Source organism: Noviherbaspirillum sp., from assembly GCF_035944575.1.
GTDB lineage: Bacteria > Pseudomonadota > Gammaproteobacteria > Burkholderiales > Burkholderiaceae_D > Noviherbaspirillum.
Genome location: NZ_DASZBA010000235.1, coordinates 26,661 through 47,344 on the forward strand (window position 1 = coordinate 26,661; position 20,684 = coordinate 47,344).

The 20,684-nt window shown below is 59.4% G+C and carries 23 protein-coding genes and 1 tRNA gene; 14 read left to right on the forward strand and 10 right to left on the reverse strand.

What is annotated here, in order from left to right:
• The 3 genes from VGU61_RS18740 (at position 1) to VGU61_RS18750 (ending at position 2,353) form a co-directional block, all read left to right on the forward strand.
• Positions 1-549 carry a cupredoxin family protein gene (locus tag VGU61_RS18740; RefSeq protein ID WP_326860772.1) on the forward strand — a complete coding sequence of 183 codons (549 nt, stop codon included), beginning with the start codon at positions 1-3 and terminating at the stop codon, positions 547-549.
• Between the two features lie 122 nt (positions 550-671).
• Positions 672-998, forward strand: coding sequence for a copper-binding protein (locus VGU61_RS18745; protein WP_326860773.1), 327 nt, complete (start codon positions 672-674; stop codon positions 996-998).
• Positions 999-1,210: 212 nt separating this feature from the next.
• Positions 1,211-2,353: a metallophosphoesterase gene (locus tag VGU61_RS18750; protein ID WP_326860775.1), complete on the forward strand. Its 1,143-nt coding sequence runs from the start codon at positions 1,211-1,213 to the stop codon at positions 2,351-2,353.
• Between the two features lie 38 nt (positions 2,354-2,391).
• On the opposite strand, the gene VGU61_RS18755 is transcribed toward VGU61_RS18750, so the two are convergent.
• Positions 2,392-3,486 (reverse strand): NADH:flavin oxidoreductase/NADH oxidase, encoded by a 1,095-nt coding sequence (locus tag VGU61_RS18755; RefSeq protein ID WP_326860777.1) that lies wholly within the window; start codon positions 3,484-3,486, stop codon positions 2,392-2,394.
• Positions 3,487-3,611: 125 nt separating this feature from the next.
• Between VGU61_RS18755 and VGU61_RS18760 the strand changes: the two genes are divergently transcribed.
• Entirely contained in the window at positions 3,612-4,625 is a 1,014-nt protein-coding gene (locus tag VGU61_RS18760) for a hypothetical protein (protein ID WP_326860779.1), read from the forward strand.
• Between the two features lie 286 nt (positions 4,626-4,911).
• Here VGU61_RS18760 and VGU61_RS18765 read toward each other — a convergent pair whose 3' ends face one another.
• Together VGU61_RS18765 and hpf are read right to left on the reverse strand one after the other, a co-directional pair.
• A complete protein-coding gene (locus VGU61_RS18765; RefSeq protein WP_326860780.1) occupies positions 4,912-5,106 on the reverse strand; it encodes a hypothetical protein in 195 nt (64 codons plus the stop codon).
• A 105-nt stretch (positions 5,107-5,211) separates the two neighbouring features.
• Positions 5,212-5,574, reverse strand: a complete 363-nt coding sequence (hpf, locus tag VGU61_RS18770) for a ribosome hibernation-promoting factor, HPF/YfiA family (protein WP_326860781.1) — start codon at positions 5,572-5,574, stop codon at positions 5,212-5,214.
• 282 nt (positions 5,575-5,856) lie between these two features.
• Here hpf and VGU61_RS18775 point away from each other — a divergent pair, with 282 nt between their 5' ends.
• The gene (locus tag VGU61_RS18775) at positions 5,857-6,276 is read left to right on the forward strand and encodes a secondary thiamine-phosphate synthase enzyme YjbQ (protein ID WP_326860783.1); all 420 of its coding nucleotides are present in this window, start codon (positions 5,857-5,859) and stop codon (positions 6,274-6,276) included.
• Between the two features lie 109 nt (positions 6,277-6,385).
• On the opposite strand, the gene VGU61_RS18780 is transcribed toward VGU61_RS18775, so the two are convergent.
• Together VGU61_RS18780 and VGU61_RS18785 are read right to left on the reverse strand one after the other, a co-directional pair.
• Complete coding sequence (locus tag VGU61_RS18780; RefSeq protein ID WP_326860784.1) at positions 6,386-6,982, reverse strand: hypothetical protein; 597 nt, start codon at positions 6,980-6,982, stop codon at positions 6,386-6,388.
• A 60-nt stretch (positions 6,983-7,042) separates the two neighbouring features.
• Positions 7,043-7,279 (reverse strand): hypothetical protein, encoded by a 237-nt coding sequence (locus tag VGU61_RS18785; protein WP_326860785.1) that lies wholly within the window; start codon positions 7,277-7,279, stop codon positions 7,043-7,045.
• Between the two features lie 210 nt (positions 7,280-7,489).
• Here VGU61_RS18785 and VGU61_RS18790 point away from each other — a divergent pair, with 210 nt between their 5' ends.
• Positions 7,490-8,674: an FAD-dependent oxidoreductase gene (locus tag VGU61_RS18790; RefSeq protein ID WP_326860787.1), complete on the forward strand. Its 1,185-nt coding sequence runs from the start codon at positions 7,490-7,492 to the stop codon at positions 8,672-8,674.
• A 15-nt stretch (positions 8,675-8,689) separates the two neighbouring features.
• Here VGU61_RS18790 and VGU61_RS18795 read toward each other — a convergent pair whose 3' ends face one another.
• Both VGU61_RS18795 and VGU61_RS18800 read right to left on the reverse strand, forming a co-directional pair.
• A complete protein-coding gene (locus VGU61_RS18795; protein WP_326860788.1) occupies positions 8,690-9,166 on the reverse strand; it encodes an NADH-quinone oxidoreductase subunit B family protein in 477 nt (158 codons plus the stop codon).
• 114 nt (positions 9,167-9,280) lie between these two features.
• Positions 9,281-10,114 carry a helix-turn-helix domain-containing protein gene (locus VGU61_RS18800; protein ID WP_326860789.1) on the reverse strand — a complete coding sequence of 278 codons (834 nt, stop codon included), beginning with the start codon at positions 10,112-10,114 and terminating at the stop codon, positions 9,281-9,283.
• A gap of 185 nt (positions 10,115-10,299) precedes the next feature.
• Between VGU61_RS18800 and VGU61_RS18805 the strand changes: the two genes are divergently transcribed.
• The 3 genes from VGU61_RS18805 (at position 10,300) to VGU61_RS18815 (ending at position 12,694) form a co-directional block, all read left to right on the forward strand.
• Positions 10,300-10,815, forward strand: coding sequence for an ATP-binding protein (locus VGU61_RS18805; protein ID WP_326860790.1), 516 nt, complete (start codon positions 10,300-10,302; stop codon positions 10,813-10,815).
• Positions 10,808-11,284 carry a MarR family winged helix-turn-helix transcriptional regulator gene (locus tag VGU61_RS18810; protein WP_326860791.1) on the forward strand — a complete coding sequence of 159 codons (477 nt, stop codon included), beginning with the start codon at positions 10,808-10,810 and terminating at the stop codon, positions 11,282-11,284. Before VGU61_RS18805 ends, VGU61_RS18810 begins: the two co-directional genes overlap by 8 nt.
• Positions 11,285-11,386: 102 nt before the next feature.
• Positions 11,387-12,694, forward strand: coding sequence for an MFS transporter (locus VGU61_RS18815; protein WP_326860792.1), 1,308 nt, complete (start codon positions 11,387-11,389; stop codon positions 12,692-12,694).
• 104 nt (positions 12,695-12,798) lie between these two features.
• Here VGU61_RS18815 and VGU61_RS18820 read toward each other — a convergent pair whose 3' ends face one another.
• The 3 genes from VGU61_RS18820 to VGU61_RS18830 all read right to left on the reverse strand — a co-directional run bounded on the left by VGU61_RS18820 (position 12,799) and on the right by VGU61_RS18830 (position 16,354).
• Positions 12,799-13,338, reverse strand: a complete 540-nt coding sequence (locus tag VGU61_RS18820) for a hypothetical protein (RefSeq protein WP_326860793.1) — start codon at positions 13,336-13,338, stop codon at positions 12,799-12,801.
• 383 nt (positions 13,339-13,721) lie between these two features.
• Positions 13,722-15,956: an OsmC domain/YcaO domain-containing protein gene (locus tag VGU61_RS18825; RefSeq protein WP_326860794.1), complete on the reverse strand. Its 2,235-nt coding sequence runs from the start codon at positions 15,954-15,956 to the stop codon at positions 13,722-13,724.
• 322 nt (positions 15,957-16,278) lie between these two features.
• Positions 16,279-16,354: transfer RNA gene (locus VGU61_RS18830), tRNA-Phe, on the reverse strand.
• 109 nt (positions 16,355-16,463) lie between these two features.
• Here VGU61_RS18830 and VGU61_RS18835 point away from each other — a divergent pair.
• The 5 genes from VGU61_RS18835 to VGU61_RS18855 all read left to right on the forward strand — a co-directional run bounded on the left by VGU61_RS18835 (position 16,464) and on the right by VGU61_RS18855 (position 20,684).
• Complete coding sequence (locus VGU61_RS18835; RefSeq protein WP_326860795.1) at positions 16,464-17,657, forward strand: UbiH/UbiF family hydroxylase; 1,194 nt, start codon at positions 16,464-16,466, stop codon at positions 17,655-17,657.
• Positions 17,658-17,676: 19 nt separating this feature from the next.
• Positions 17,677-18,396, forward strand: coding sequence for a DsbC family protein (locus tag VGU61_RS18840; protein ID WP_326860796.1), 720 nt, complete (start codon positions 17,677-17,679; stop codon positions 18,394-18,396).
• Positions 18,397-18,490: 94 nt separating this feature from the next.
• Positions 18,491-19,480, forward strand: a complete 990-nt coding sequence (locus tag VGU61_RS18845; protein WP_326860797.1) for an MDR family oxidoreductase — start codon at positions 18,491-18,493, stop codon at positions 19,478-19,480.
• An 11-nt stretch (positions 19,481-19,491) separates the two neighbouring features.
• The gene (locus tag VGU61_RS18850) at positions 19,492-20,127 is read left to right on the forward strand and encodes a nucleotidyltransferase family protein (RefSeq protein WP_326860798.1); all 636 of its coding nucleotides are present in this window, start codon (positions 19,492-19,494) and stop codon (positions 20,125-20,127) included.
• A 98-nt stretch (positions 20,128-20,225) separates the two neighbouring features.
• On the forward strand, positions 20,226-20,684 hold the full coding sequence (locus tag VGU61_RS18855) for a DUF3429 domain-containing protein (protein ID WP_326860799.1): 459 nt from the start codon (positions 20,226-20,228) through the stop codon (positions 20,682-20,684).

Genomic DNA, 20,684 nt, shown 5'->3' on the forward strand with positions numbered 1-20,684 from the left:
ATGAATAACGACAAGACCGTTTCGATCAAGGCAGTCCGGCATACAACGATGCATGCCTTATCCGCGGCATCAATCCTGCTCGCTCTCTGCTACACGGCATCCACCGCATTTGCGCACACCGGAACGCAACACAATCAGCAGCAGGCAGGCGTCCCCATCTCCACCGAGGAGCATGCGTTCGGCAAGCAGGGCGATCCGAAGAAAGCCACGCGCACCATTGCGATCGACATGACCGACATGATGCGTTTCGGCCCGGCGGAGATCAAGGTCAGGGAAGGTGAAACCATTCGCTTCGTGGTAACGAACAAGGGAAAGATGATGCATGAAATGGTCATCGGCACCATGGCCGAATTGAAGGCGCACGGCGAGCTGATGAAGAAGCATCCCGGCATGGAACATGACGAGCCGTACATGGCGCACGTCGGCCCCGGCAAGAAAGCGGAAATGGTATGGCACTTCACGAAGGCGGGCGAATTCCATTACGCCTGCCTGGTTCCCGGTCATTTCGAAGCCGGGATGATCGGAAAAATCAGGGTAGTCAAAGGATGATGAAAATCGATGTCAGCAACCCGGTTCACAAGAAAAGGCCTGTCGTCCCCGCGGAGGGGTCGCAGGGGATGACAAGAATGTTGCAAGCCAACTTGAAACAAGCGCCCAGGAAAATATCCACCATGAACGTATTCGCACAACTTGCTCTTTCAACCACGCTCTTCATCGCCGTCCCCTTGAGCGCGCATGCCGCCGCCCACTCGGCGGCACCGGCTGCTGCGGCGGTCCCGATGTCCGAAGGCGAGATCCGTAAAGTCGATAAGGATGCGGGGAAAATCACCATCAGGCATGGTGATTTGAAGAACCTCGACATGCCGCCGATGACCATGGTGTTTCAGGTCACGGATCCCGCCATGCTGGACAAGGTGAAAGCGGGCGACAAGGTCGGCTTTGTCGCGGAAAAGATCGAGGGCCGGTACGCGGTCACCCAGATCGAGGTAAGGAATTAAACCCTGCACGCAGGTATCGCAGCGTTGATGTCGATGGACAGTGGTACTTGCATGCCTGTATTGCAGGAGTGCATGATTTTTCGGGGGCGATCCGCTATCGATAATTGTGGCTTGGAAGCGGCACTATTGAAGCAGGGGTTTCCACCCCAAAATAGCAGGCACGCGAGTCTCCGCCGGTGGCGCGCTCTTCATTTCCTTGCCCGGACATCAACATGCGAATCCCCCGCAGTACCGTCGTCATTTTTTCCCTGCTTGCATTGCTGCATATATATATCGGCGCGCGCATCCTGCCCGCCATGCCGGTTGCGCCTGTCGTGCAATGGCTTGGCGTCCTGTGGCTCCTGGCATCGCTGGTACTTGTGCCCGCCGGCCTGCTCGCGCCATCGATCCGCCAGCAGCCCTTGTCCGATCGCATTGCGTGGGCCGGTTTGCTGGCATTAGGTGCCTTCTCTTCACTGTTCGTGCTGACCGTGTTGCGGGACGTGCTGCTGCTGGCGGCCTTGCCGTTCGGTCTTTATGACAATGAACTGGCTGCATGGAGCGCGCTCGCGGTGCCCCTATTGGCGGGTGCGATCACGCTCGTCGGTTTCATCAATGCGCGCCGGACCGCGCGGGTGGTGAACGTGGACGTGCCGATCGCCAATCTTCCCGATGCCCTGCATGGCTTCACCATTGCCCAGATCAGCGATATCCATGTCGGCCCCACGATCAAGCATGGCTACCTCGACGCCATTGTCGACAAGGTCAACCGGCTCGACGCCGACATGGTGGCGGTTACCGGCGACTTGGTGGACGGCAGCGTCAGCCGGCTTGCGCCGCATACCGCGCCGCTGGCAAAACTGAAGGCGCGCCATGGCGCGTATTTCGTTACCGGCAACCATGAGTATTACTCGAACGCGCATGCATGGATTCCCGAACTGCGGCGGCTCGGCCTGCGGGTGCTGATGAATGAGCATGTGGTGCTGCGCCATGACGGCGCGCCCCTGGTTGTCGCCGGCGTGACCGATTTCAGCGCCCATCATTTCGACCCCTCCCACCGCAGCGATCCGCGCCGTGCGCTGGCAGGTGCGCCGTCTCAGGCGGCGGTGAAGGTATTGCTTGCGCACCAGCCCCGCAGCGCGCCGGCGGCCGCGGATGCCGGCTTCGATCTGCAGATTTCGGGCCACACCCACGGCGGGCAATTCTATCCGTGGAACCTGTTCGTCCCGATGCAGCAGCCCTTCACCGCCGGCCTGAACCGGTTGCGCCAGCTCTGGGTGTACACCAGCCGCGGCACCGGCTACTGGGGACCGCCGAAGCGCTTCGGCGCGCCGTCGGAAATCACGCACTTGCGGCTGGTGCGGGCATCCGCCTGATGCAGTCGTTCATGATTGCAGCGGGCAAAGCCGTGCTGCTATTCCTTCTTGAACAAATGCTTGTGCTCGCGGGGCTGCGAGCGAAGGTATTGCGGCGGCGCATCCACCTGCGCGCCCAGCTTCGCAGCCGCATGCCATGGCCAGCGCGGATCGTAGAGCATGCCGCGCGCCAGCGCCACCATATCGGCCTCGCCGGATGCGAGGATGCCTTCGGCCTGTTCCGGCTCGGTGATCAGGCCGACCGCGATCGTCGGTATGCCGGTCTCGTTTCTGATGCGGGAGGCGAACGGCACCTGATAGCCCGGTCCGACCGCAATTTTCTGCAGCGATGACAGCCCGCCGCTGGACACGTCGATGAAGTCGCAGCCGCGCTGCTTCAGTGCCTGTGCAAAGGCGACGGTCTGGTCGACGTCCCAGCCGCCGTCGACCCAGTCGGTGGCGGACACCCGCACGCCGAACGGCTGGTCGGGCAGCGCCGCGCGTATCGCCTCGAACACCTCCAGCGGAAAGCGCATGCGGTTTTCGAGCGAGCCGCCGTATTCGTCTTCGCGGCGATTCGAAAGCGGTGAAAGAAACTGGTGCAGCAGATAGCCATGCGCCGCATGCAATTCGAAGGCATCGATGCCGAGACGTGCCGCCCGCTTCGCAGTAGCCACAAATGCCGCGCGTACGCGCCGCAATCCTGCCTTGTCCAATGCTTCCGGCGCTTCCCCGCCGTCGGCGAACGGCAGTGCGGATGGCGCCGACCCGATCCAGCCACCCTCGTTCACCGGTACGGAATGGCCGCCTTCCCATGGCACCCGGGTGGATGCTTTCCTGCCGGCATGCGCAAGCTGGATGGCGAATGGCATCGACGAATGCCGGCGCACGGCGGACAGGACGTCGGCCAGCGCTTTCTCCGTCGCATCCGAATACAAGCCGAGATCGCCGGCGGAAATGCGTCCGCGCTCCTCGACCGCAGTGGCTTCAATGAACAGAAGGCTGGCGCCGGAAAGCGCGAGATGACCAAGATGGATCTGGTGCCAGGAAGTCGCCTGTCCGTTCTCCGCCGAGTACTGGCACATCGGCGCGACGACGATCCTGTTCTTCAATTGCAATTGTCTGAGGGAAATAGGCGAAAAGAGATGGGTCACGCGATTCAATCCTTATTGTCGAATACCGGCGCAGCGAAATGCATGCCGTGTCATTTGTCGTCATACAATGCCGCATGCCGCCGTGAAGCGGCATTGTTTTTTTCCAGCACCTTTGAAAATTTTCCATGCACGATTCACAGAAAGCCAATTTAAGCATCATTGCTTCCTACCTGCTTGCCGCCCTCGCGCTGATCATCATACTGAAGCAGGGGCTCCTCGCCGCGTTGTTTGCCGGACTGCTGGTGTCGTCGCTGGTGCACATGCTGTCGCCGGCCCTGGGCAAGAAGATCAGCGACCACCGCGCGCGAGTAATCTCGGTAGCCATTCTCGCCGCCGTCATCATCGCATTGCTGTCGGCGGCCACCTGGGCCTTGGTCGGTTTCTTTCAAAGCGACGCCGGCAACCTTGAGGTGCTGATGCAGAAGATGGCCGACATTATCGAAGCCTCGCGCGACCAGATGCCCCCATGGATGAAGGAACACGTGCCGACCAGCGCCGATGCATTGCGCGAGATGATGACCACTTGGCTGCGCGAGCATGCCGGTCTTGCGCAGGCCCTTGGACAGGAGACGGGGCGCACCATTGCCCACCTGCTGATCGGCATGGTGATCGGCGGCATGGCGGCGTTGTACGACACGACGATGCCGCCGAATTACCGGCCGCTCGCAGCGGCGCTGCATACGCGCGTGCTCGGCCTGCACAATGCATTCAGGCAGATCGTGTTCGCACAGGTCCGCATCGCCGGCATCAATGCAATCTTTACCGGCATCTACCTGGTGTTGATTCTGCCGCTGGCGGGCGTGAAGCTGCCGCTGACGAAGACCATGATCGCCATCACCTTCTTCGCCGGTCTGCTGCCGGTGGTCGGCAACCTGATCTCCAACACGGTCATCGTGGTCGTCAGCCTGTCCCACTCGCTGCATGCCGCGGTGGCCTCGCTGGTGTTCCTGATCACCATCCACAAGCTGGAATATTTTCTGAACGCAAAAATCATCGGCACGCACATCAACGCCCGTGCATGGGAGCTGCTGGCCGCGATGCTGGTGATGGAAGCCATCTTCGGCCTGCCGGGCGTGGTGGCGGCGCCGGTGTTCTACGCGTATCTGAAGCAGGAGCTGACGGATCGGGAGTTGATTTGACGGGAAGATGCAAACATTGCTTGAGCGGATCGATCGCCAGTCGACAAAAGCCTTTGCGACAGCTTCACATCAGTCTATTTCTTCTTCTGCTTAAAAGCGATATCCATAAGATTCTCTCCCCCGCTCAGGGGGAGGGCTAGGGAGAGGGGGCGTGAGGCCGGGCCATCGCATGTGCTTGCTTGGCCTCCCCTGCTCGGGACACTCCATCTCGGCCGTCCCTGCAAGTAAAAAGGCGCAATTCTGCGGCGATGTGTAACGCAACAGCACTCCTGAAGCAGGAATTACATCACGCATCACCAACCGTCACGACCACCATGCCGGTGCCGCCGCAGTTCGGGCACATCGCCTGGTCGGCCCTTTTGCCGCTGCCGTTGCATTCCGGGCAGGTGTTCTCCGCAGTCTGGAATGCGCCGGGTGCCGCTTCATCGCCGGGGTTGCGCTGCGCCGCTTCCGTGTTTGTTGGAACGGGTGAGGGATTCATTGCCATGCTCCTGCTGAATTGATCGAACGCGGGATGTCTTCCATCCCGCACGGGTTTTTCCTGCCAGCCGGCCAAACACCGGCCGGTCAGGTGTGGTCATGTGCCTTATTGCGGTGGCAGCGGCGTGTCCTGAAGCTCTGCGCTGACATGCTTCACAGGCACGTTTTTGTGCTCCTGCAGCTTTCCCTTGTGCTTCAGCACCTGCCGGTCCAGTTTGTCGACCAGTCCGTCGATTGCCGCATACAAATCTTCCGCGTAATGGTCCAGGTGGAATACCTGGCCCTTCACACGCAGGTTCACCTCCGCCCGTTGCCGCTTGTCCTTTTCGGATGGCTTCTCGACGCCAAGCACCACCGCGATATCGATGATCTGGTCGAAATGCCGTATGACCCGATCGAGTTTGGTCTCCACATACTCGCGCAATGCGGGGCTGATATCGACGTGCTGTCCACTAAGCAAAAGATTCATTAGGTTTACTCCTGTTTGCGGTTCATGGGAAAGGGTGGCGAAGCACGCAAATTCGACGCCAGCCACATTTGATAATGAGACGACGCAACCGCCTTGGGGTTCACTATTGCACGAATGAATCAGGTTTGACGACGCATAACGAATTGCGGTAATCCCCGTCCTGTTCGTTGGATCATTTGTTCAGGGAAAAATTGAAGGGCCTCCCGTGCTTTGATAATCTCGCGGGTGCGCGCTTGATGGCGCAGGCAGAGCTGTTGCTCTCGATTATTTCAGGAAGTGAACATGAAAAGCTTTCGCAGGGAACTCTGGTTCAACACGCCGACGCGCCGCGCATTCATCAACATCACCGGACAGGTCGAAGCATGCCTGGCTGAAAGCGGCGTCAGGGAAGGGCTGGTACTGGTGAACGCCATGCACATCTCGGCGTCGGTGTTCATCAACGATGACGAGCCGGGATTGCACCACGACTACGAGGTGTGGCTGGAAAAAATGGCCCCGCATGAACCCGTCAATCAGTACCGGCACAACGACACCGGCGAGGACAACGCCGATGTCCATATCAAGCGCCAGATCATGGGCCGAGAAGTGGTGGTGGCAATCACGAACGGCCGGCTCGATTTCGGGCCATGGGAACAGATCTTCTATGGCGAGTTCGACGGCAGGCGAAAAAAGAGGGTGCTCGTCAAGATCATCGGCGACTGATCCTGCTGCCTGAGCCGGATACAAACCTATCAGCAGGCTGCGGAAACGGTGCGGCGGTTCATGCGGAGAAATTCGAACCGCCGCGGTTCTATCAAACGCTGCCGTGGAGTCAGTATTGGCGCCGGTTTGCCATCATCCTGTCCACATCTTCACTCAGCATGGCGATCTCCTCCCGCAGTTGCCGGCGCTCCATCCGGCTGACGACGCCATCCGACTTGAACGCGGCTTCGAGGCGATGAAGCTGGCGTTCCTTCGCAAACAGGATGTTCGATTCACGCTGGGTAAGATGGCCGGTCCGGATGCCATGTTGTATGCGGGCGCGAATATCATGCTGCGCCCTGTCGATGCCCGGCGTGCCGCCGTGCGGCTGCGTGGTGCCATGCCTGTTGGCAAGTTTCCGCTCCACTTCCGCGTGCATGTCGTCCAGATCATCGCGCAATTGCCGGCGCTCCTGCGGTGTTGCGTTACCGTCCCGCTTCATCTGCATCTCGCGATACTGCAAGTGCCGCTCGCGCTCATACAACGCTTCCGCTTCGCGCGGAGTGATCTGACCGGAGGCGATGCCCTGCTGTATGCGCACGCGGATTTGCTGCTGCGCATTGTCGATGCCGGGCGTATGGCTGTGTTGCGCCAGCGCCGGCGCAATACCGGCGCAGCTCACGATGGCGGATGCGACAACGGAAAAGACAATGGATCTGGCTTTCATGGTTTGACACTCCTGTTGAGGTACATCCGATTGCGTCAGTAGGATGCAATCGGCCTTGCGTTAATAGCGGTAAGGATTGTTGGGGCGGCGATCGTGGCGGTTGGGTACGCCGTCCCGGTCACGGTCCCAATGGCGGTGGCGGCCGTGCCCATGACCGTGCCCATGTCGATGCGGATAAGCACCGCCGTCGGACCGCACGGTACCTGTAACGTGCACGCCTGTGTCACTGACGGGCACAGCGACGCAACCGGTTAAGAGGCCGCCGATGGCGGCCAGGGACAACATCAGCTTTTTCATCATGACTCCATCGAACGTCGTTGGTGGTAGCTGTATTACAAACGACGAAGACGAATCCGCCAATGAAAAATCGGTAAAGCGGGTTACCAGATGTATGTACCAAAATGTATATGCCATGTATCGAAATGCGTTGAATCGGCATACGGGATGGAAAATCACCCGCGCTATACTGCATGCGGCGGCCTGCTGACCTCTTCTGAAAGGAAAGACATGAACACCTCGAAAAGCAGATTCGATGTCGTGATCATCGGTGGCGGCATCATGGGTTCCTCGGTCGCGTACTTCCTGAAACAGGGCGATCCTTCGATCGAGATTGCCGTCATCGAACCGGACCCGACGTATGAATACGCATCGACGGTGCGCGCCTCCGGCGGCGCCCGGCGGCTGTTCTCCTGTCCGGAAAATATCGACATGTCGAATTTCAGCATCGACTTCATCAAGCGCTTTCCGCACGTTATGGCGGTTGGAGGAGAGCCGGCGCACATCGACTGGATCGAACAGGGCTACCTGTTCATCGTCAACGGCGATCAGGCACTGCGGGCGCTCGAAGAAAATGCGGAAATACAAACCGCGCGGGGCGCGGAGATCAGGCTCCTGGATCGTGCTGGCCTGCGTCAGCTCTTTCCTTCGATGTATGTGGACGACCTCGACGGAGCGGCATATTCGCCTCGCGACGGCTGGTGCGATCCGAGCGGCTTTCTGCAAGGGATGAGGAAGAAGGCGCGATCGCTCGGCGTCGACTTCATCCAAGCAAGGGTGAACGGATTCAAGTCATCCGATACGCTGCTCAACGGCGTTAGTCTCAGTACCGGTCATGAACTGGGCGCGGACATTCTCGTCAATGCCGCCGGCGCGTGGGCGGGACAGGTGAGTGCGATGGCGGGCATGTATCTGCCGATCAGCTCGTTGCGGCGTTTCGAGCATTTCTTCACCGGCCACCGCAAGATCGAGCCGCTTCCCTACGTCAAGGATCTGAGCCGTCTCGCATTCCGGCCGGAGGCGCACGGCTATTCCGGCGGACTGGTGAATTCGGATGAACCGCGAGGTTTCAATTTCGACGTCAATCACAAGTACTTCGACGAGGTGGTCTGGCCGGCGCTGGCCCACCGGTTTCCGACTGCGTTCGAGGGTGCGAAATGTCATCGCACATGGTCCGGCTTGTACGAGCAATGCGAGCTCGACGGCAACCCGATCATCGGCAAATGGGCCGGTCATCATGAAAACTTCTACGTCGTGGCGGGATTCTCCGGGCACGGCATGATGCACGCGCCGGCAGCCGGGCGCGGCATCGCCGAGCTGATCCGGCACGGACGCTTCGAGACGATCGACCTCGGCCGCTTCGGCTATGAACGCGTCATCCGGCATGAGCCGTATCGCGAGCGCGGCATCCTTTGACCGCGAACCCGGCGGTCAGCGCCGGATGACCCGCGAGCGCCGTACCTTCTGCTGCAGTTGCATGATGCCGTAGATCAGCGCTTCCGCCGTGGGAGGACATCCCGGCACATACACATCCACGGGAATGATACGGTCGCAGCCCCTGACGACCGAATAGGAATAGTGGTAGTAGCCGCCGCCGTTGGCGCAGGAGCCCATGGAGATCACGTACTTCGGGTCCGGCATCTGGTCGTAGACCTTGCGCAGCGCCACCGCCATTTTGTTGGTCAGCGTACCGGCCACGATCATCAGGTCGGCCTGCCGCGGGCTGGCGCGCGGCATGATGCCGAAGCGGTCCATGTCGTAACGGGATGCGGCCGCCTGCATCATTTCAACCGCACAGCAGGCCAGCCCGAACGATAGATACCAGATACTGTTGCTGCGTGCGTTTGCCAGCAGCTCTTCGGCACTGGTGAGAATATATCCGTGGTTTTCAAGCGAAGTGGATTCCATGATGCGCTCCCGTTCAATCGCGACGAGAGTAAACGGAAGCGGAAGCAAAGAATTGTATCGACACGACATCCGGCGGCATTCCGGGGTTGCCATGCCCCGGTTTTGCGATTGGTGCTAATCCAGGTATGACGCCAGTTCGTCGGGGCGAAGCTGCCAGAAGTGATAAATCGACTCGCTTGCATCCCGGGCCTTCACAAACTGCCCCGGTGTATCGCCGACGAACTGGCGAAAGTCCCGGATGAAATGCGCCTGGTCGACATAGCCCGCATCATGGGCGATGCGGGACAGCTCTCCTGTCCGGGGCACATGCTGTATCAACCTGCCAAGTGCATTGGAGAATCGCGCAAGGCGGCGGTAGTCCCGCAGCGACAGTCCGTAGTTGATCAGGAAGCGCCGTTCGAGCTGCCGTATGCTCATCGCCAGCCCGCCGGCCAGTTCGCTTGCCGGCAACAGCACGTGGTCAAGAGAAAGCTTCGGCAGAACGGATGACCGGCCGAGGCCGGCAAGCAGGCCTTCCAGCAGGAAACCCTCAATTTGTTCAATGATTTCCTCATCCCGGCGCGACTCCATGAGCCGTTCCAGAAGCACGGTCACCTTATGGCGCGGCAGGGCGTCATCGAGCGAAACCAACTGGTCGCTGAACAGGTTTGCCGGCATGCCGAGGCAACAAACCAGACCCGATGGCCGGAAAGTCACGGCAACGAATCTGCTGTCCGGCTCGACGCGGAAGATGCGGGGTCCGGAAGACGGGCCGGCAATAAATGCAACAGGCAAGCTGGATGGCGCTGCCACTGCATCGACCAGCGCGGCTCGCCCACGCAGGTAGATCACGAGCTGTACATCCGATGTCGCCGGCAGATGTACATCATGCAGCGCAAAACCACCGACCATGATGTTGCGGAGGTAGGGGCGAAGCTCTTGTCTGGGTGAAACGACTTGCCTGATCATGGTTTGGGCACCCCGGGGTGGCGCGACGCGATTGCCGGCTATCGTATCAGAGACATCGGGCGGCAATCGCCGGCACAGGGTTCAAGCAAGACCGGGCAGGGCGCACGAACAAAAACAAAATGCCGTGCAAACAAATAAATGTTGATATATATTTGAGAACTCAAACATCATTCAATATAAAAATCATGAAAACAAAGCAAACCGTTCACCTCGTCTATGGCCCGCTCGGCGCGGGAAAATCCACCCTCGCGCGGCGGCTCGCCACTGACAGGAATGCGGTCCGTTTCGCCATCGACGAGTGGATGCACAACCTGTATGGCGCAGACAAGCCCGAGCGCATCGATATGGCATGGGTGATGCCGCGCGTGCAGCGATGCGAAGCACAGATATGGCGAACCTGCAGGCAGATCCTCGATACGGGACGCGATGTCGTCCTCGACCTGGGATTGATGCGCGAGCAGGACCGCGACCGCATGCAATCCATGGTCGAAGCGGCGGGCCATGCCGCGTCATTCCGCTTCGTCGATGCCGACCGTGAAGTCCGCAAGCAGCGCATCATGCGACGCAATGCTGAAAAGGGGGACACGTACTCCTTCGAAGTCACGCCCGCCATGTTCGATGCGATGGATATGTACTTCGAGAGACCAACCGCTAAGGACATGGCGCGCACAGTCGCCGCAGCGGAGGCAGCCCATGGTTAAGACATCGAAAACGCCGGAAAGCGATGAGGCAAGCAATCCGTCGCTCGAGTTCTGCCTTCGCCTGGCCCGCGCTTATGCGGTACTGACGCGGCGGCTGGACAGCGCGTTATCGAGCATACATGGCCTGAGTTTCGGCGACTTCATGGTGTTGTATCACCTCAATCGCGCCAGCGGCACCCGCCTGCGCCGGATCGACCTTGCCGAACGGCTTGGCCTGACCGCATCGGGCGTGACGCGGACATTGCTGCCCTTGGAAAAGCTGGGGCTGGTCGCCAGGGAGCCGGACCCGCGCGATGCGCGTGTCGGCTATGCCATCCTGACGAAGGCCGGGCAAAAGCTTTACGCAGACGCACTGGTTTCCGCCGAAGCGGTCAGCCGGGACGCGACGCAGATGGTGAGCGATGCAAAGATCGACGCCTTCTCCGGTGTGCTGGGACTCCTTGCGGGTATCCATTCGACCAATCATTGACCAGGTCGCGCGGGTATCGATCGCATACGCCTGAATGCCTAAGTCTGACGATCTCGACCGGCATCTCTCGCCGGCTGATTGAAGAACAGAAAAGAAATGAATATGAAACGATCTGATCCGAGATCGCGGGACGCGCTTTTCCGCGACGGCAACTTCCGCTGGCTGTTTGCCGGCTCACTGATATCCCAACTCGGGGACCAGTTCACCCTGATTGCGCTACCGTGGCTGGCATTGAAAATGACCGGCGACACGCTGGTGCTCGGCACGGTCCTCGCGCTCCTCGGTGTTCCACGCGCACTCTTCATTCTGATTGGGGGCGCCTTCGTGGACCGTCATTCGCCCAAGCGGGTCCTGATGCTTTCCAAGTATGCCAGCACCGTACTGCTCGGCCTGCTCGCCGCGCTTACGCTGTCCGGCCATCCGGACCTGCGGTTCGTCTATGCGCTCGCCTTGGCGATCGGCGTGGCAAGCGCGTTCAGCCTGCCATCCGCCACATCCATCCTGCCGACCGTGATGCCACGCGAACTGCTGGGGCAGGCAAACGGCTTGATGATGGGCGTGCGGCAGCTGTCGACATTCGCCGGCCCCTTGCTTGCGGGCTTGCTGATTGCTGTTTTCGGTGATGCGACGGCTGCGACGCAAAGCCGGGACTACACCGGCATCGGCATCGGCATGGCCTTCGCCTTCGACGCCGCCAGCTTCGCATTCTCGGCCTGGACGCTCACCAGGGTGAGGACGCATGCCGCCGGGACGCCGTCCGCACCAGCACAAATGCAATCCATGTGGCGCTCGGTCGCCGACGGCCTGCGATACTGCTGGGGAGACAACAGTTTGCGGGTGTGCTTTTGCTACTGGGCCGCAGTCGCCTTCTTCATCACCGGGCCGATTCAGGTTGCCATGCCGGTACTTGCCAGCCATGTGGGCGGCAGCGCTTCCGCTTACGGCATGCTCGCCGGCGCCTATGGGGCCGGCACGCTGATCGGCATGGCCTTCTGCGGCATCCGGCCGGGTTTTCGCATCGGCAGCTTCGGCACCACCGTATTGATATTCGATGCGGCGGTCGGCCTGCTGTTCATGCCGCTCGGCGTCATCGGCGCGGTCTGGCATGGCGTCCTGCTTCTGCTTGCGATCGGCGCGCTCGGCGGCTTCCTGCAGGTGAACATCTTCACCTGGCTGCAGCGCTACGTCGCACCGGCCATGCTCGGACGCACCATGGCGCTCTTCATGTTCATCTTCATGGGAATCGCGCCGATGTCCTCATCGGTCACCGGATGGCTGATGCGGGACGTAACCCTGCAGCAGTTGTTCGCCGTCAGCGGCGGACTGCTGGTGGGGATTGTGTTGCTGAGCTTTGCGCTGTCGGGTATGCGCTCGGTGGTTGACGCGGGAACGGCGGCACAGGGACGGTAATGTTGCGGTGACCGGTCATGCTTGCTCCAGTCAGACGGTGAAGCCTCAAGCCCGGGCACAGCGCAGGAAGCTTCAGAAGGCCTATTTCAACCCGATGCCGGAGGTCACTGCTGTCCGGGCGGCTTCGCATTTGCCGCCTTGAGTTGCGACACCTTGCAATCCTTCTTCAGGAACAGCTCGACCAGATGATCATGGCGTGCCTGACTGTAATGCATGGATTGCTGCATCTCGATGGCTTTCTGCTGGGTCTCCATCATTTTCTTGGTCGATTCCTGGATCCCCGCCATGCGTGCGCTTGCCGCTGCCTGGGACGCGGCGCTGCCGACCAGCCCTGCCGCCATGCCCACGCCCGGAATCATGCCGAGAAGGCCGGACGCCATCGATGTCGCCTGGATGCCGCCGCCACCCATCGCTTGTTCCATCATGGCGTTGCGGGTGTCGTCGGCAGCTTGTTGCGCTGATGCCGCGGCCGCCTTTTGTTCCGCCAGCGTTTTTTCGAGGCCCTCGGCTTCTGCAAACAACTGCTGGCAGCTTAAATCGCTGTCCGTCATCTTGCGCACCCCCATGGGCGGACCGCCAAACGTGGCATTTCCCATATTGGCGGGGAGGGCGAAGTTTTCCGCATCGTCGGCGGCATCCTCCATGGCTGGAGTCTGTGCATGTGCGCTCAACAGTACAAGGCTTGCAAACAGAGCGCTTCCAACGCGCAGACCAATAATTCTTAAATGCATTGATTGCATGGCAATAATGGCAAGAAAAGTGAAGGAAGGATTTAGTGCACGATTTCGATGCTGCCAGAAATAATATAGCGATTTCCAGGCATATGCCTATCTTCCTGATCAAGGGTGGATAAGCCGGTGAAGCGCCGGGAAATGCAAGGATGAAAGGGGATGAGGAAGAAAGAACAAGGGTTCCACGCCAAGCTGCAGGGAATACGGCTTAATAAGCAATAACGCAAAACGCCAACCGGTGAAGGTTGGCGTCGTCGTTCCTGTCCGGCGTAGCGAGCCCGAATCGCCTGCAGCAGTTATGCGTAATTCCGATTGGCCGCAGTCGCTGCATTCGCTGCATTCGCTGCATTCGCCCGCGCCGCATGCAACTTCTTGTAGCTGTCGATCAGCCGGTGGTGCCTGTCGAGCCCCTCCAGTTTCATGCTGGTGGGCGTCAAGCCAAAGAAGCGTACGCTGCCGTCCACCGAGCCCAGCACCGCATCCATTCGGGGGTTGCCATACATCCGGCGGAAATTGGCCACGTAATCGTCCAGTTCGAGGTCGTCATCGAGCAGGACCTCCAGCACCACGTTCAAGGCTTGATAAAACAATTTGCGCTCGACGGTGTTGTCGTTGTACTGCAAGAAGGCGCCCACCAGTTCGTGCGCTGCCTCGAGCTGCTGCAGGGCGAGATGAATAAGCAGCTTCAGTTCGAGAACGGTCAGCTGCCCCCATTCCGTATTCTCGTCAAATTCGATGCCGATCAGCGTGGCGATGTCGGAATATTCATCGAGCTCATTGTTATTCAAACGATCAAGCAGCGCTTCCAGGCTTGCGTCGTCCAGGCGATGCAGGTTCAGAATATCTTCGCGGAACAACAGCGCCTTGTTGGTGTTATCCCAGATCAGATCTTCGACAGGATAAATTTCCGAATAGCCAGGCACCAGAATCCGGCAGGCAACAGCTCCCAGCTGGTCATACACCGCCGTGTACACCTCCTTGCCCATGTCTTCAAGGATGCCGAGCAAGGTCGCGGCCTCCTCGGCGTTGGAGTTTTCTCCCCGGCCGGAAAAATCCCACTCCACAAAATCGAAATTTGCCTTGGCGCTGAAAAAGCGCCACGACACCACGCCGCTGGAATCAATGAAGTGCTCAACAAAATTGTATGGCTCAGTCACGGCGTCACTGACAAATGTGGGCTGAGGCAAATCGTTCAGGCCCTCGAAACTGCGCCCCTGCAGCAACTCCGTCAGACTCCGTTCCAGTGCCACCTCGAAGCTTGGGTGCGCGCCGAACGAAGCAAAGACACCGCCGGTCCGCGGGTTCATCAGGGTGACGCACATCACCGGGTAGATTCCACCCAGCGACGCATCCTTCACCAATACCGGAAAGCCTTGCTCTTCCAACCCTTTGATGCCGGCCAGAATGCCGGGGTATTTCGCCAGCACGTCGTGCGGCACGTCAGGCAATGTCATCTCGCCTTCGAGAATCTCGCGTTTTACCGCGCGCTCGAAGATCTCGGACAGGCATTGCACTTGCGCTTCGGCCAGCGTATTACCGGCACTCATGCCATTGCTGACGTAGAGGTTTTCCACCAGGTTGGACGGGAAATACACCACTTCGCCGTCCGACTGCCGCATAAACGGCAGCGAACAGATACCACGCTGCGCATTTCCCGAGTTGGTATCGACCAAGTGCGAGCCACGCAGCTCGCCATCCGGATCGTAAATGGGCAGGCAGTATTCATCGAGAATTTCAGGCGGTAGCGCATCGTCAGGGCCAGGCTTGAACCAGCGTTCGTTGGGGTAATGCACAAACGCCGCATTGGCGATGTCTTCGCCCCAGAACGACCCGGCGTAGAAATGGTTGTTATTGAGCCGCTCGATGAATTCACCCAATGCCGACGCCAACGCGCTTTCCTTGGTCGCTCCCTTGCCATTGGTAAAACACATCGGCGAGTGCGCATCGCGGATATGCAGCGACCACACGTTGGGAACGATATTGCGCCACGAAGCGATTTCGATCTTCATCCCCAGGCCCGCCAACACGCCCGACATATTGGCGATGGTCTGCTCCAAGGGCAGGTCCTTGCCCACGATATAGGTGCTGGCGTCAGGAGCCGGCTTCAACGTCAGCAAGGACTGTGCATCGGCATCCAGGTTCTCTACCTCTTCAATCACGAATTCGGGCCCGGTTTGCACCACTTTCTTCACGGTGCAACGGTCGATGGAGCGCAAAATACCTTGGCGATCGTAGGCGGAAATATCCGGCGGCAACTCGACCTGAATCTTGAAAATCTGCTGGTAACGGTTTTCCGGATCAACAATATTGTTCTGCGACAGGCGAATATTCTCGGTTGGAATGTTGCGGGTTACGCAGTACAACTTGACAAAGTAAGCCGCACACAACGCGGATGAGGCCAGAAAGTAATCAAAGGGACCTGGCGCCGAGCCATCGCCCTTATAGCGGATAGGCTGGTCGGCCACCACCGTGAAATCATCGAACTTGGCTTCAAGACGGAGCTTATCGAGAAAGTTGACTTTAATTTCCATGGGAGACTTCCAAAAGTGGGGCCTAAAATAAGGGGGCGTTAATGTCCGTCGCTACGCTGTCGATTCGTCATGCATCGATGGGCAAGTGGTCGGCAGCGATACGCTTAAAAGCGAACAAGGGAAAAACTAAATCTGGTCCTGCCAAGATGGGCGGGTGGACAATTCGGTCGATCCGGCTGCCAGAGTGCGGCGGAAACATGTCCGAAAATCGACGAGGAAAACTTGTGAATGCCACTCTATCAAAAGCGTCAGCGTCTCGATGAGCAATAACTGCATTCAGAAATGCAAAAGGGCCTAGCCGAAGCTAAGCCCTTGATTTTCTTGGTGGCCCGGGGCGGAATCGAACCACCGACACAAGGATTTTCAATCCTCTGCTCTACCGACTGAGCTACCAGGCCAAGGCGCGCAAGTATAGCAAACTTGGCGGATTATGCAAGAGCCGCGTACCGGCTATTTTTTGCACAACCGCTATAATGGCCTGACTCGTCCCAATTGAAACCCTGCGCTATGCAATCGCAAAGCTCTATTTGTATCGTCGGCAATGGCGCTATCGGCAAGACGGCGGCCCTGGCTTTCGCTCAGGCCGGATTGAGCGTGACCTTGCTGTGTGCGGATTCCGCCAACAGGAATGCTGCCGATCCCGCCACCTGGGATGTGCGGGTATATGCGTTGAATCGTGTCGCCCGGGATTTGCTATCGTCCATCAAGGTCTGGGGCGCGATGGAGGCCTCGCGTATCGCGCCCGTCGACGCGATGAGCGTGTATGGCGACGATAAGGGAAGGGGCGGGCTGAGCTTGGATGCCTATGGTGCACGCGTGGAAGCGCTTGCGTGGATCGTCGAAGACCGTAATCTGAACATGGCGCTCGATACAGCGCTGAGATTCACACCGAACATTCATATCGTTACCGGTCGCGCCACGCAACTGGCCGTAGTCGGCGATATCGCGCGGCTCACATTGAATACTGGCGAAGTCCTTGATGCTGCATTGGTCATTGGCGCCGACGGCGGCCAGTCCTGGGTGCGCGGACAATGCGATATTGGCATCGATTACCGCAGTTACCACCAGCGGGCGATCGTAGCAAATTTCGAGTGTGAACAGCCGCATCATGGCGTCGCCCATCAATGGTTCACATCAACCGACGGCATCATTGCCTTGTTGCCCCTGCCCGGACAGCGTGTGTCACTGGTCTGGTCGGCGCCTGAGCCCCTGGCCGACACGCTGATGCAGGAATCGCAACAGCAATTGGCGCAGCGGCTTTCCGTTCTTCCGGGACACCGCCTGGGGCAATTAAATCCGCTTCAGCCTGAGGTGCTGAAAGCATTTCCCCTGGCACTGATCCGTCCGCATGCCATTGTTGCACCGCGCGTGGCGCTGATCGGCGATGCCGCGCATGTCGTTCACCCGTTGGCCGGGCAGGGCATGAACCTCGGTTTTGCCGATGTTGCCACTTTGCTCAATACCGTCACCGGCCGCGAAACGTCGCGGGATTGCGGTGACGAACGTGTACTGAGCCGCTATGCCCGCGCGCGAAAGGAAGATATTCTGCTGATGCAGATCGCCACAGACGGCCTGGAACGATTGTTCGGCGCGAACTTCGAGCCGGTCCGCATCGTGCGGAACCTGGGATTGAACCTGGTGAATAAGCTGCCGGTCATAAAAAGACGCCTGATTTCCCAGGCACTCGGGAAGACATTCTGAAAATCGAAATGGAAAGATGATGAAAGCAATGCACATGGCGGCCGCCGCCTTATTTGCCCTGACCGCGATGACCGCCTCCGCGCAAACGGCACAGGAAGCGGCGATCCGGAAAATGGTGGAGTCGCGCCTGGGGGAGGGTGTCAAGGTCGACTCGATCACCAAGACGCCGTATTCCGGTTTGTACGAGGTGCGCATCGGTTCCGACATCGTCTACACCGATGCCAAGGCGGAATACCTGTTCGTCGGCCGGGTGATCGACGCCAAGACCATGCAGGATTACACCAAGGCAAGAGTCGACGAGATCTCGAAGATCAAGTTCTCCGATCTGCCTTTCGAGTCCGCGCTGAAGATGGTCAAGGGCGATGGCAAGCGCGTGATCGCGGTGTTCGAAGATCCGAACTGCGGTTACTGCAAGCGCTTCCGGCAGACGCTCAACGAGATGGATAACGTGACGGTCTATACCTTCATGTACAACATTCTTTCCGAAGATTCCGCGGTGAAATCCAAGAACATCTGGTGCTCCGCCGATCGCATGAAAGCCTGGGACGATTGGATGTTGAACGGCAAGGCCGCTCCGCAGGCACCGGAAAGCTGCACCACTCCCAATGAGAAAATTTTCGCTCTCGGGCGCAAGATGAAGGTCACCGGCACACCGACAGTCTTCTTCAAGGACGGCACGCGCATTCCCGGTGCGGTCGATCTGAAAACGATCGAAGCGAAACTTGCGTCGATCAAGTAGTAGTCATATTCGTTGACCTGGCCGCACGCAGGGGCGGCCGGTAGTCGAAACGATCTGGGGCGAACAATAACGACAACCGATTCCGGAGACATGCATGTTCAACGCAATTCTGCTCAATAAAAAAGACGACGGCGCAACCGATGCGCAGCTGACGCAAATCGACGAAGCGCAATTGCCGGAAGACGGCGATGTGACTGTCAGGGTCGATTACTCCACCATCAATTTCAAGGACGGGCTTGCCATCACCGGCAGGTCGCCCGTGGTGCGCAAATGGCCGATGGTGCCGGGTATCGACGGCAGCGGCGAGGTCATTGCGTCCTCACATCCGGACTGGAAAGCCGGCGATACCTTCATCCTCAACGGATGGGGTGTGGGAGAAACCCATATGGGCTGCCTCGCCCAGCAGGCGAAGCTGAAAGGGGACTGGCTCATTCCAAGGCCCGGCAACATGTCCGCGCGCACCGCGATGGCGATCGGCACCGCCGGCTATACGGCGATGCTGTGCGCGATGGCGTTGCAGGAACAGGGAGTCACCAAGGACAGCGGCGAAATTCTGGTCACCGGCGCATCGGGCGGCGTCGGCAGCGTGGCCATCGCGATCCTGTCCGGCTGGGGATACCGTGTGGTGGCATCGACCGGCAAGCTGACGGAAAAGGATTACCTTATTTCTCTCGGCGCGGCTGACGTCATTGACCGCAACGAGTTGTCGGCTCCCGGCAAGCCCCTGCAGAAAGAGCGATGGGCAGGCGTCGTCGATTCGGTCGGTTCGCATACCTTGGTCAATGCCGTTGCCCAGACCCGTTACGGCGGGACGGTGACGGCATGCGGTCTTGCCCAAGGACTGGACTTTCCGGCATCGGTCGCGCCCTTCATTCTACGTGGCGTGAAATTAATCGGCATCGATAGCGTGATGGCGCCGAAGGCAAAGCGGCTCGCGGCGTGGCAAAAGCTCGCAAGCGATCTGGACGTGCAAAAGCTGGAGCGCATCACGCAGGAGATCCCCCTGTCGGAAGCAATCGCCAGGGCACCGGACATATTGGCCGGCAAGGTGCGGGGCCGGTTGGTGGTCAACGTCAACGCCTGAGGCCGCCTATAGTGGCGGCGGAATTCAATACCGGGAAAGTCGTTCCCATCGGCGTCGCCGGCATCCTGCTTGCAGCCGGCAGGGGGCGGCGCTTCGATCCCGAAGGCATCCATAACAAATTGTTGCAGCCGCTTTCCGGCGGCGAACCGGTGGTTGCGCTTGCCGCGAAAAATCTGTGCTCCGTGATTCCACGTGTGTTCGCGATCGTACGGCCAGGCGCCGACGATGTCGCAGAGTGCCTGCGACGTCTCGGTTGTCAGGTCGGCGAGTGCCGAACCGCGGACGATGGCATGGCGGCTTCGCTTGCCTGCGGACTTTCTCTGGTCCCGGATGCCAACGGCTGGGTCATCTCCCTCGGTGACATGCCCTATGTCCAGCCAGCCACGATTGCAGCGCTGGTTGATGCGCTTGCCGACGGAGCGGATATCGCCGTTCCTGTATTCGAGGCGCGACGCGGTAACCCGGTAGCATTCAGTCGCCGCCATTTGCCCCGCTTGCTGGCATTGAAAGGCGATAAGGGTGCGCGCGACCTGTTGCGTGATTACCCGGTCGTTGAAGTGAGTACGGAAGATCCCGGTATTCACGACGACATCGACACTGTGGCAGATATCGCCCGTCGCCACTCGATCATGCGGCGCAGCGGCTGAACCCGCTGGTTCATTCCCGCTACACTATACGCTTTGCAACTGGCGCTGGCCGCTTCCACGGCTGGCATATCAAGCATGGTCCCAACCACTCCTCGTTCATGAACCCGCACTTCATCAGCAAGCGATTCGCCCATGCGCTGAGCCTGGCGGGGCTGCTGCCCTTCGTCGGCCTGGCGCTGGCCTGCTGGGTGGTGCACCCGGACTGGCTGGGCTCGTTCATCAAGGGGCAGCTTGCCTACGGCATTGCGATCCTTTCATTTCTCGGCGGTATCCACTGGGGTGCTGCGATGTCATCGCAAGGTTTGTCCGCCGGGCAGACCAACCGGGCCTTGCTCTGGAGCGTGGTGCCCTCCCTGATTGCCTGGTTTGCCACGATGATGGGGGGGTACGGTTTCGCGATGCTGATGATCGGCTTTGTCGCCGCCTACCAGGTTGATAAGCGATTGTTTGCCTGGTACGGAATGCCGCAATGGTTCTTGCCGTTGCGCTTGTTGCTGACCTGCGTTGTGGTGGCCATGCTGGCACTGACCGTCGTCGCTGCCAATTTTAGAGGATAG

Excerpts from the sequence above, each read along its gene's own strand:
- VGU61_RS18740 (WP_326860772.1), top strand. The coding sequence starts at position 1 with ATGAATAACGACAAGACCGTTTCGATCAAGGCAGTCCGGCATACAACG.
- VGU61_RS18745 (WP_326860773.1), top strand. The coding sequence starts at position 672 with ATGAACGTATTCGCACAACTTGCTCTTTCAACCACGCTCTTCATCGCC.
- VGU61_RS18750 (WP_326860775.1), top strand. The coding sequence starts at position 1,211 with ATGCGAATCCCCCGCAGTACCGTCGTCATTTTTTCCCTGCTTGCATTG.
- VGU61_RS18760 (WP_326860779.1), top strand. The coding sequence starts at position 3,612 with ATGCACGATTCACAGAAAGCCAATTTAAGCATCATTGCTTCCTACCTG.
- VGU61_RS18765 (WP_326860780.1), bottom strand. The coding sequence starts at position 5,106 with ATGAATCCCTCACCCGTTCCAACAAACACGGAAGCGGCGCAGCGCAAC.
- hpf (WP_326860781.1), bottom strand. The coding sequence starts at position 5,574 with ATGAATCTTTTGCTTAGTGGACAGCACGTCGATATCAGCCCCGCATTG.
- VGU61_RS18775 (WP_326860783.1), top strand. The coding sequence starts at position 5,857 with ATGAAAAGCTTTCGCAGGGAACTCTGGTTCAACACGCCGACGCGCCGC.
- VGU61_RS18780 (WP_326860784.1), bottom strand. The coding sequence starts at position 6,982 with ATGAAAGCCAGATCCATTGTCTTTTCCGTTGTCGCATCCGCCATCGTG.
- VGU61_RS18785 (WP_326860785.1), bottom strand. The coding sequence starts at position 7,279 with ATGAAAAAGCTGATGTTGTCCCTGGCCGCCATCGGCGGCCTCTTAACC.
- VGU61_RS18790 (WP_326860787.1), top strand. The coding sequence starts at position 7,490 with ATGAACACCTCGAAAAGCAGATTCGATGTCGTGATCATCGGTGGCGGC.
- VGU61_RS18795 (WP_326860788.1), bottom strand. The coding sequence starts at position 9,166 with ATGGAATCCACTTCGCTTGAAAACCACGGATATATTCTCACCAGTGCC.
- VGU61_RS18800 (WP_326860789.1), bottom strand. The coding sequence starts at position 10,114 with ATGATCAGGCAAGTCGTTTCACCCAGACAAGAGCTTCGCCCCTACCTC.
- VGU61_RS18805 (WP_326860790.1), top strand. The coding sequence starts at position 10,300 with ATGAAAACAAAGCAAACCGTTCACCTCGTCTATGGCCCGCTCGGCGCG.
- VGU61_RS18810 (WP_326860791.1), top strand. The coding sequence starts at position 10,808 with ATGGTTAAGACATCGAAAACGCCGGAAAGCGATGAGGCAAGCAATCCG.
- VGU61_RS18815 (WP_326860792.1), top strand. The coding sequence starts at position 11,387 with ATGAAACGATCTGATCCGAGATCGCGGGACGCGCTTTTCCGCGACGGC.
- VGU61_RS18820 (WP_326860793.1), bottom strand. The coding sequence starts at position 13,338 with ATGGAGGATGCCGCCGACGATGCGGAAAACTTCGCCCTCCCCGCCAAT.
- VGU61_RS18825 (WP_326860794.1), bottom strand. The coding sequence starts at position 15,956 with ATGGAAATTAAAGTCAACTTTCTCGATAAGCTCCGTCTTGAAGCCAAG.
- VGU61_RS18835 (WP_326860795.1), top strand. The coding sequence starts at position 16,464 with ATGCAATCGCAAAGCTCTATTTGTATCGTCGGCAATGGCGCTATCGGC.
- VGU61_RS18840 (WP_326860796.1), top strand. The coding sequence starts at position 17,677 with ATGAAAGCAATGCACATGGCGGCCGCCGCCTTATTTGCCCTGACCGCG.
- VGU61_RS18845 (WP_326860797.1), top strand. The coding sequence starts at position 18,491 with ATGTTCAACGCAATTCTGCTCAATAAAAAAGACGACGGCGCAACCGAT.
- VGU61_RS18855 (WP_326860799.1), top strand. The coding sequence starts at position 20,226 with ATGAACCCGCACTTCATCAGCAAGCGATTCGCCCATGCGCTGAGCCTG.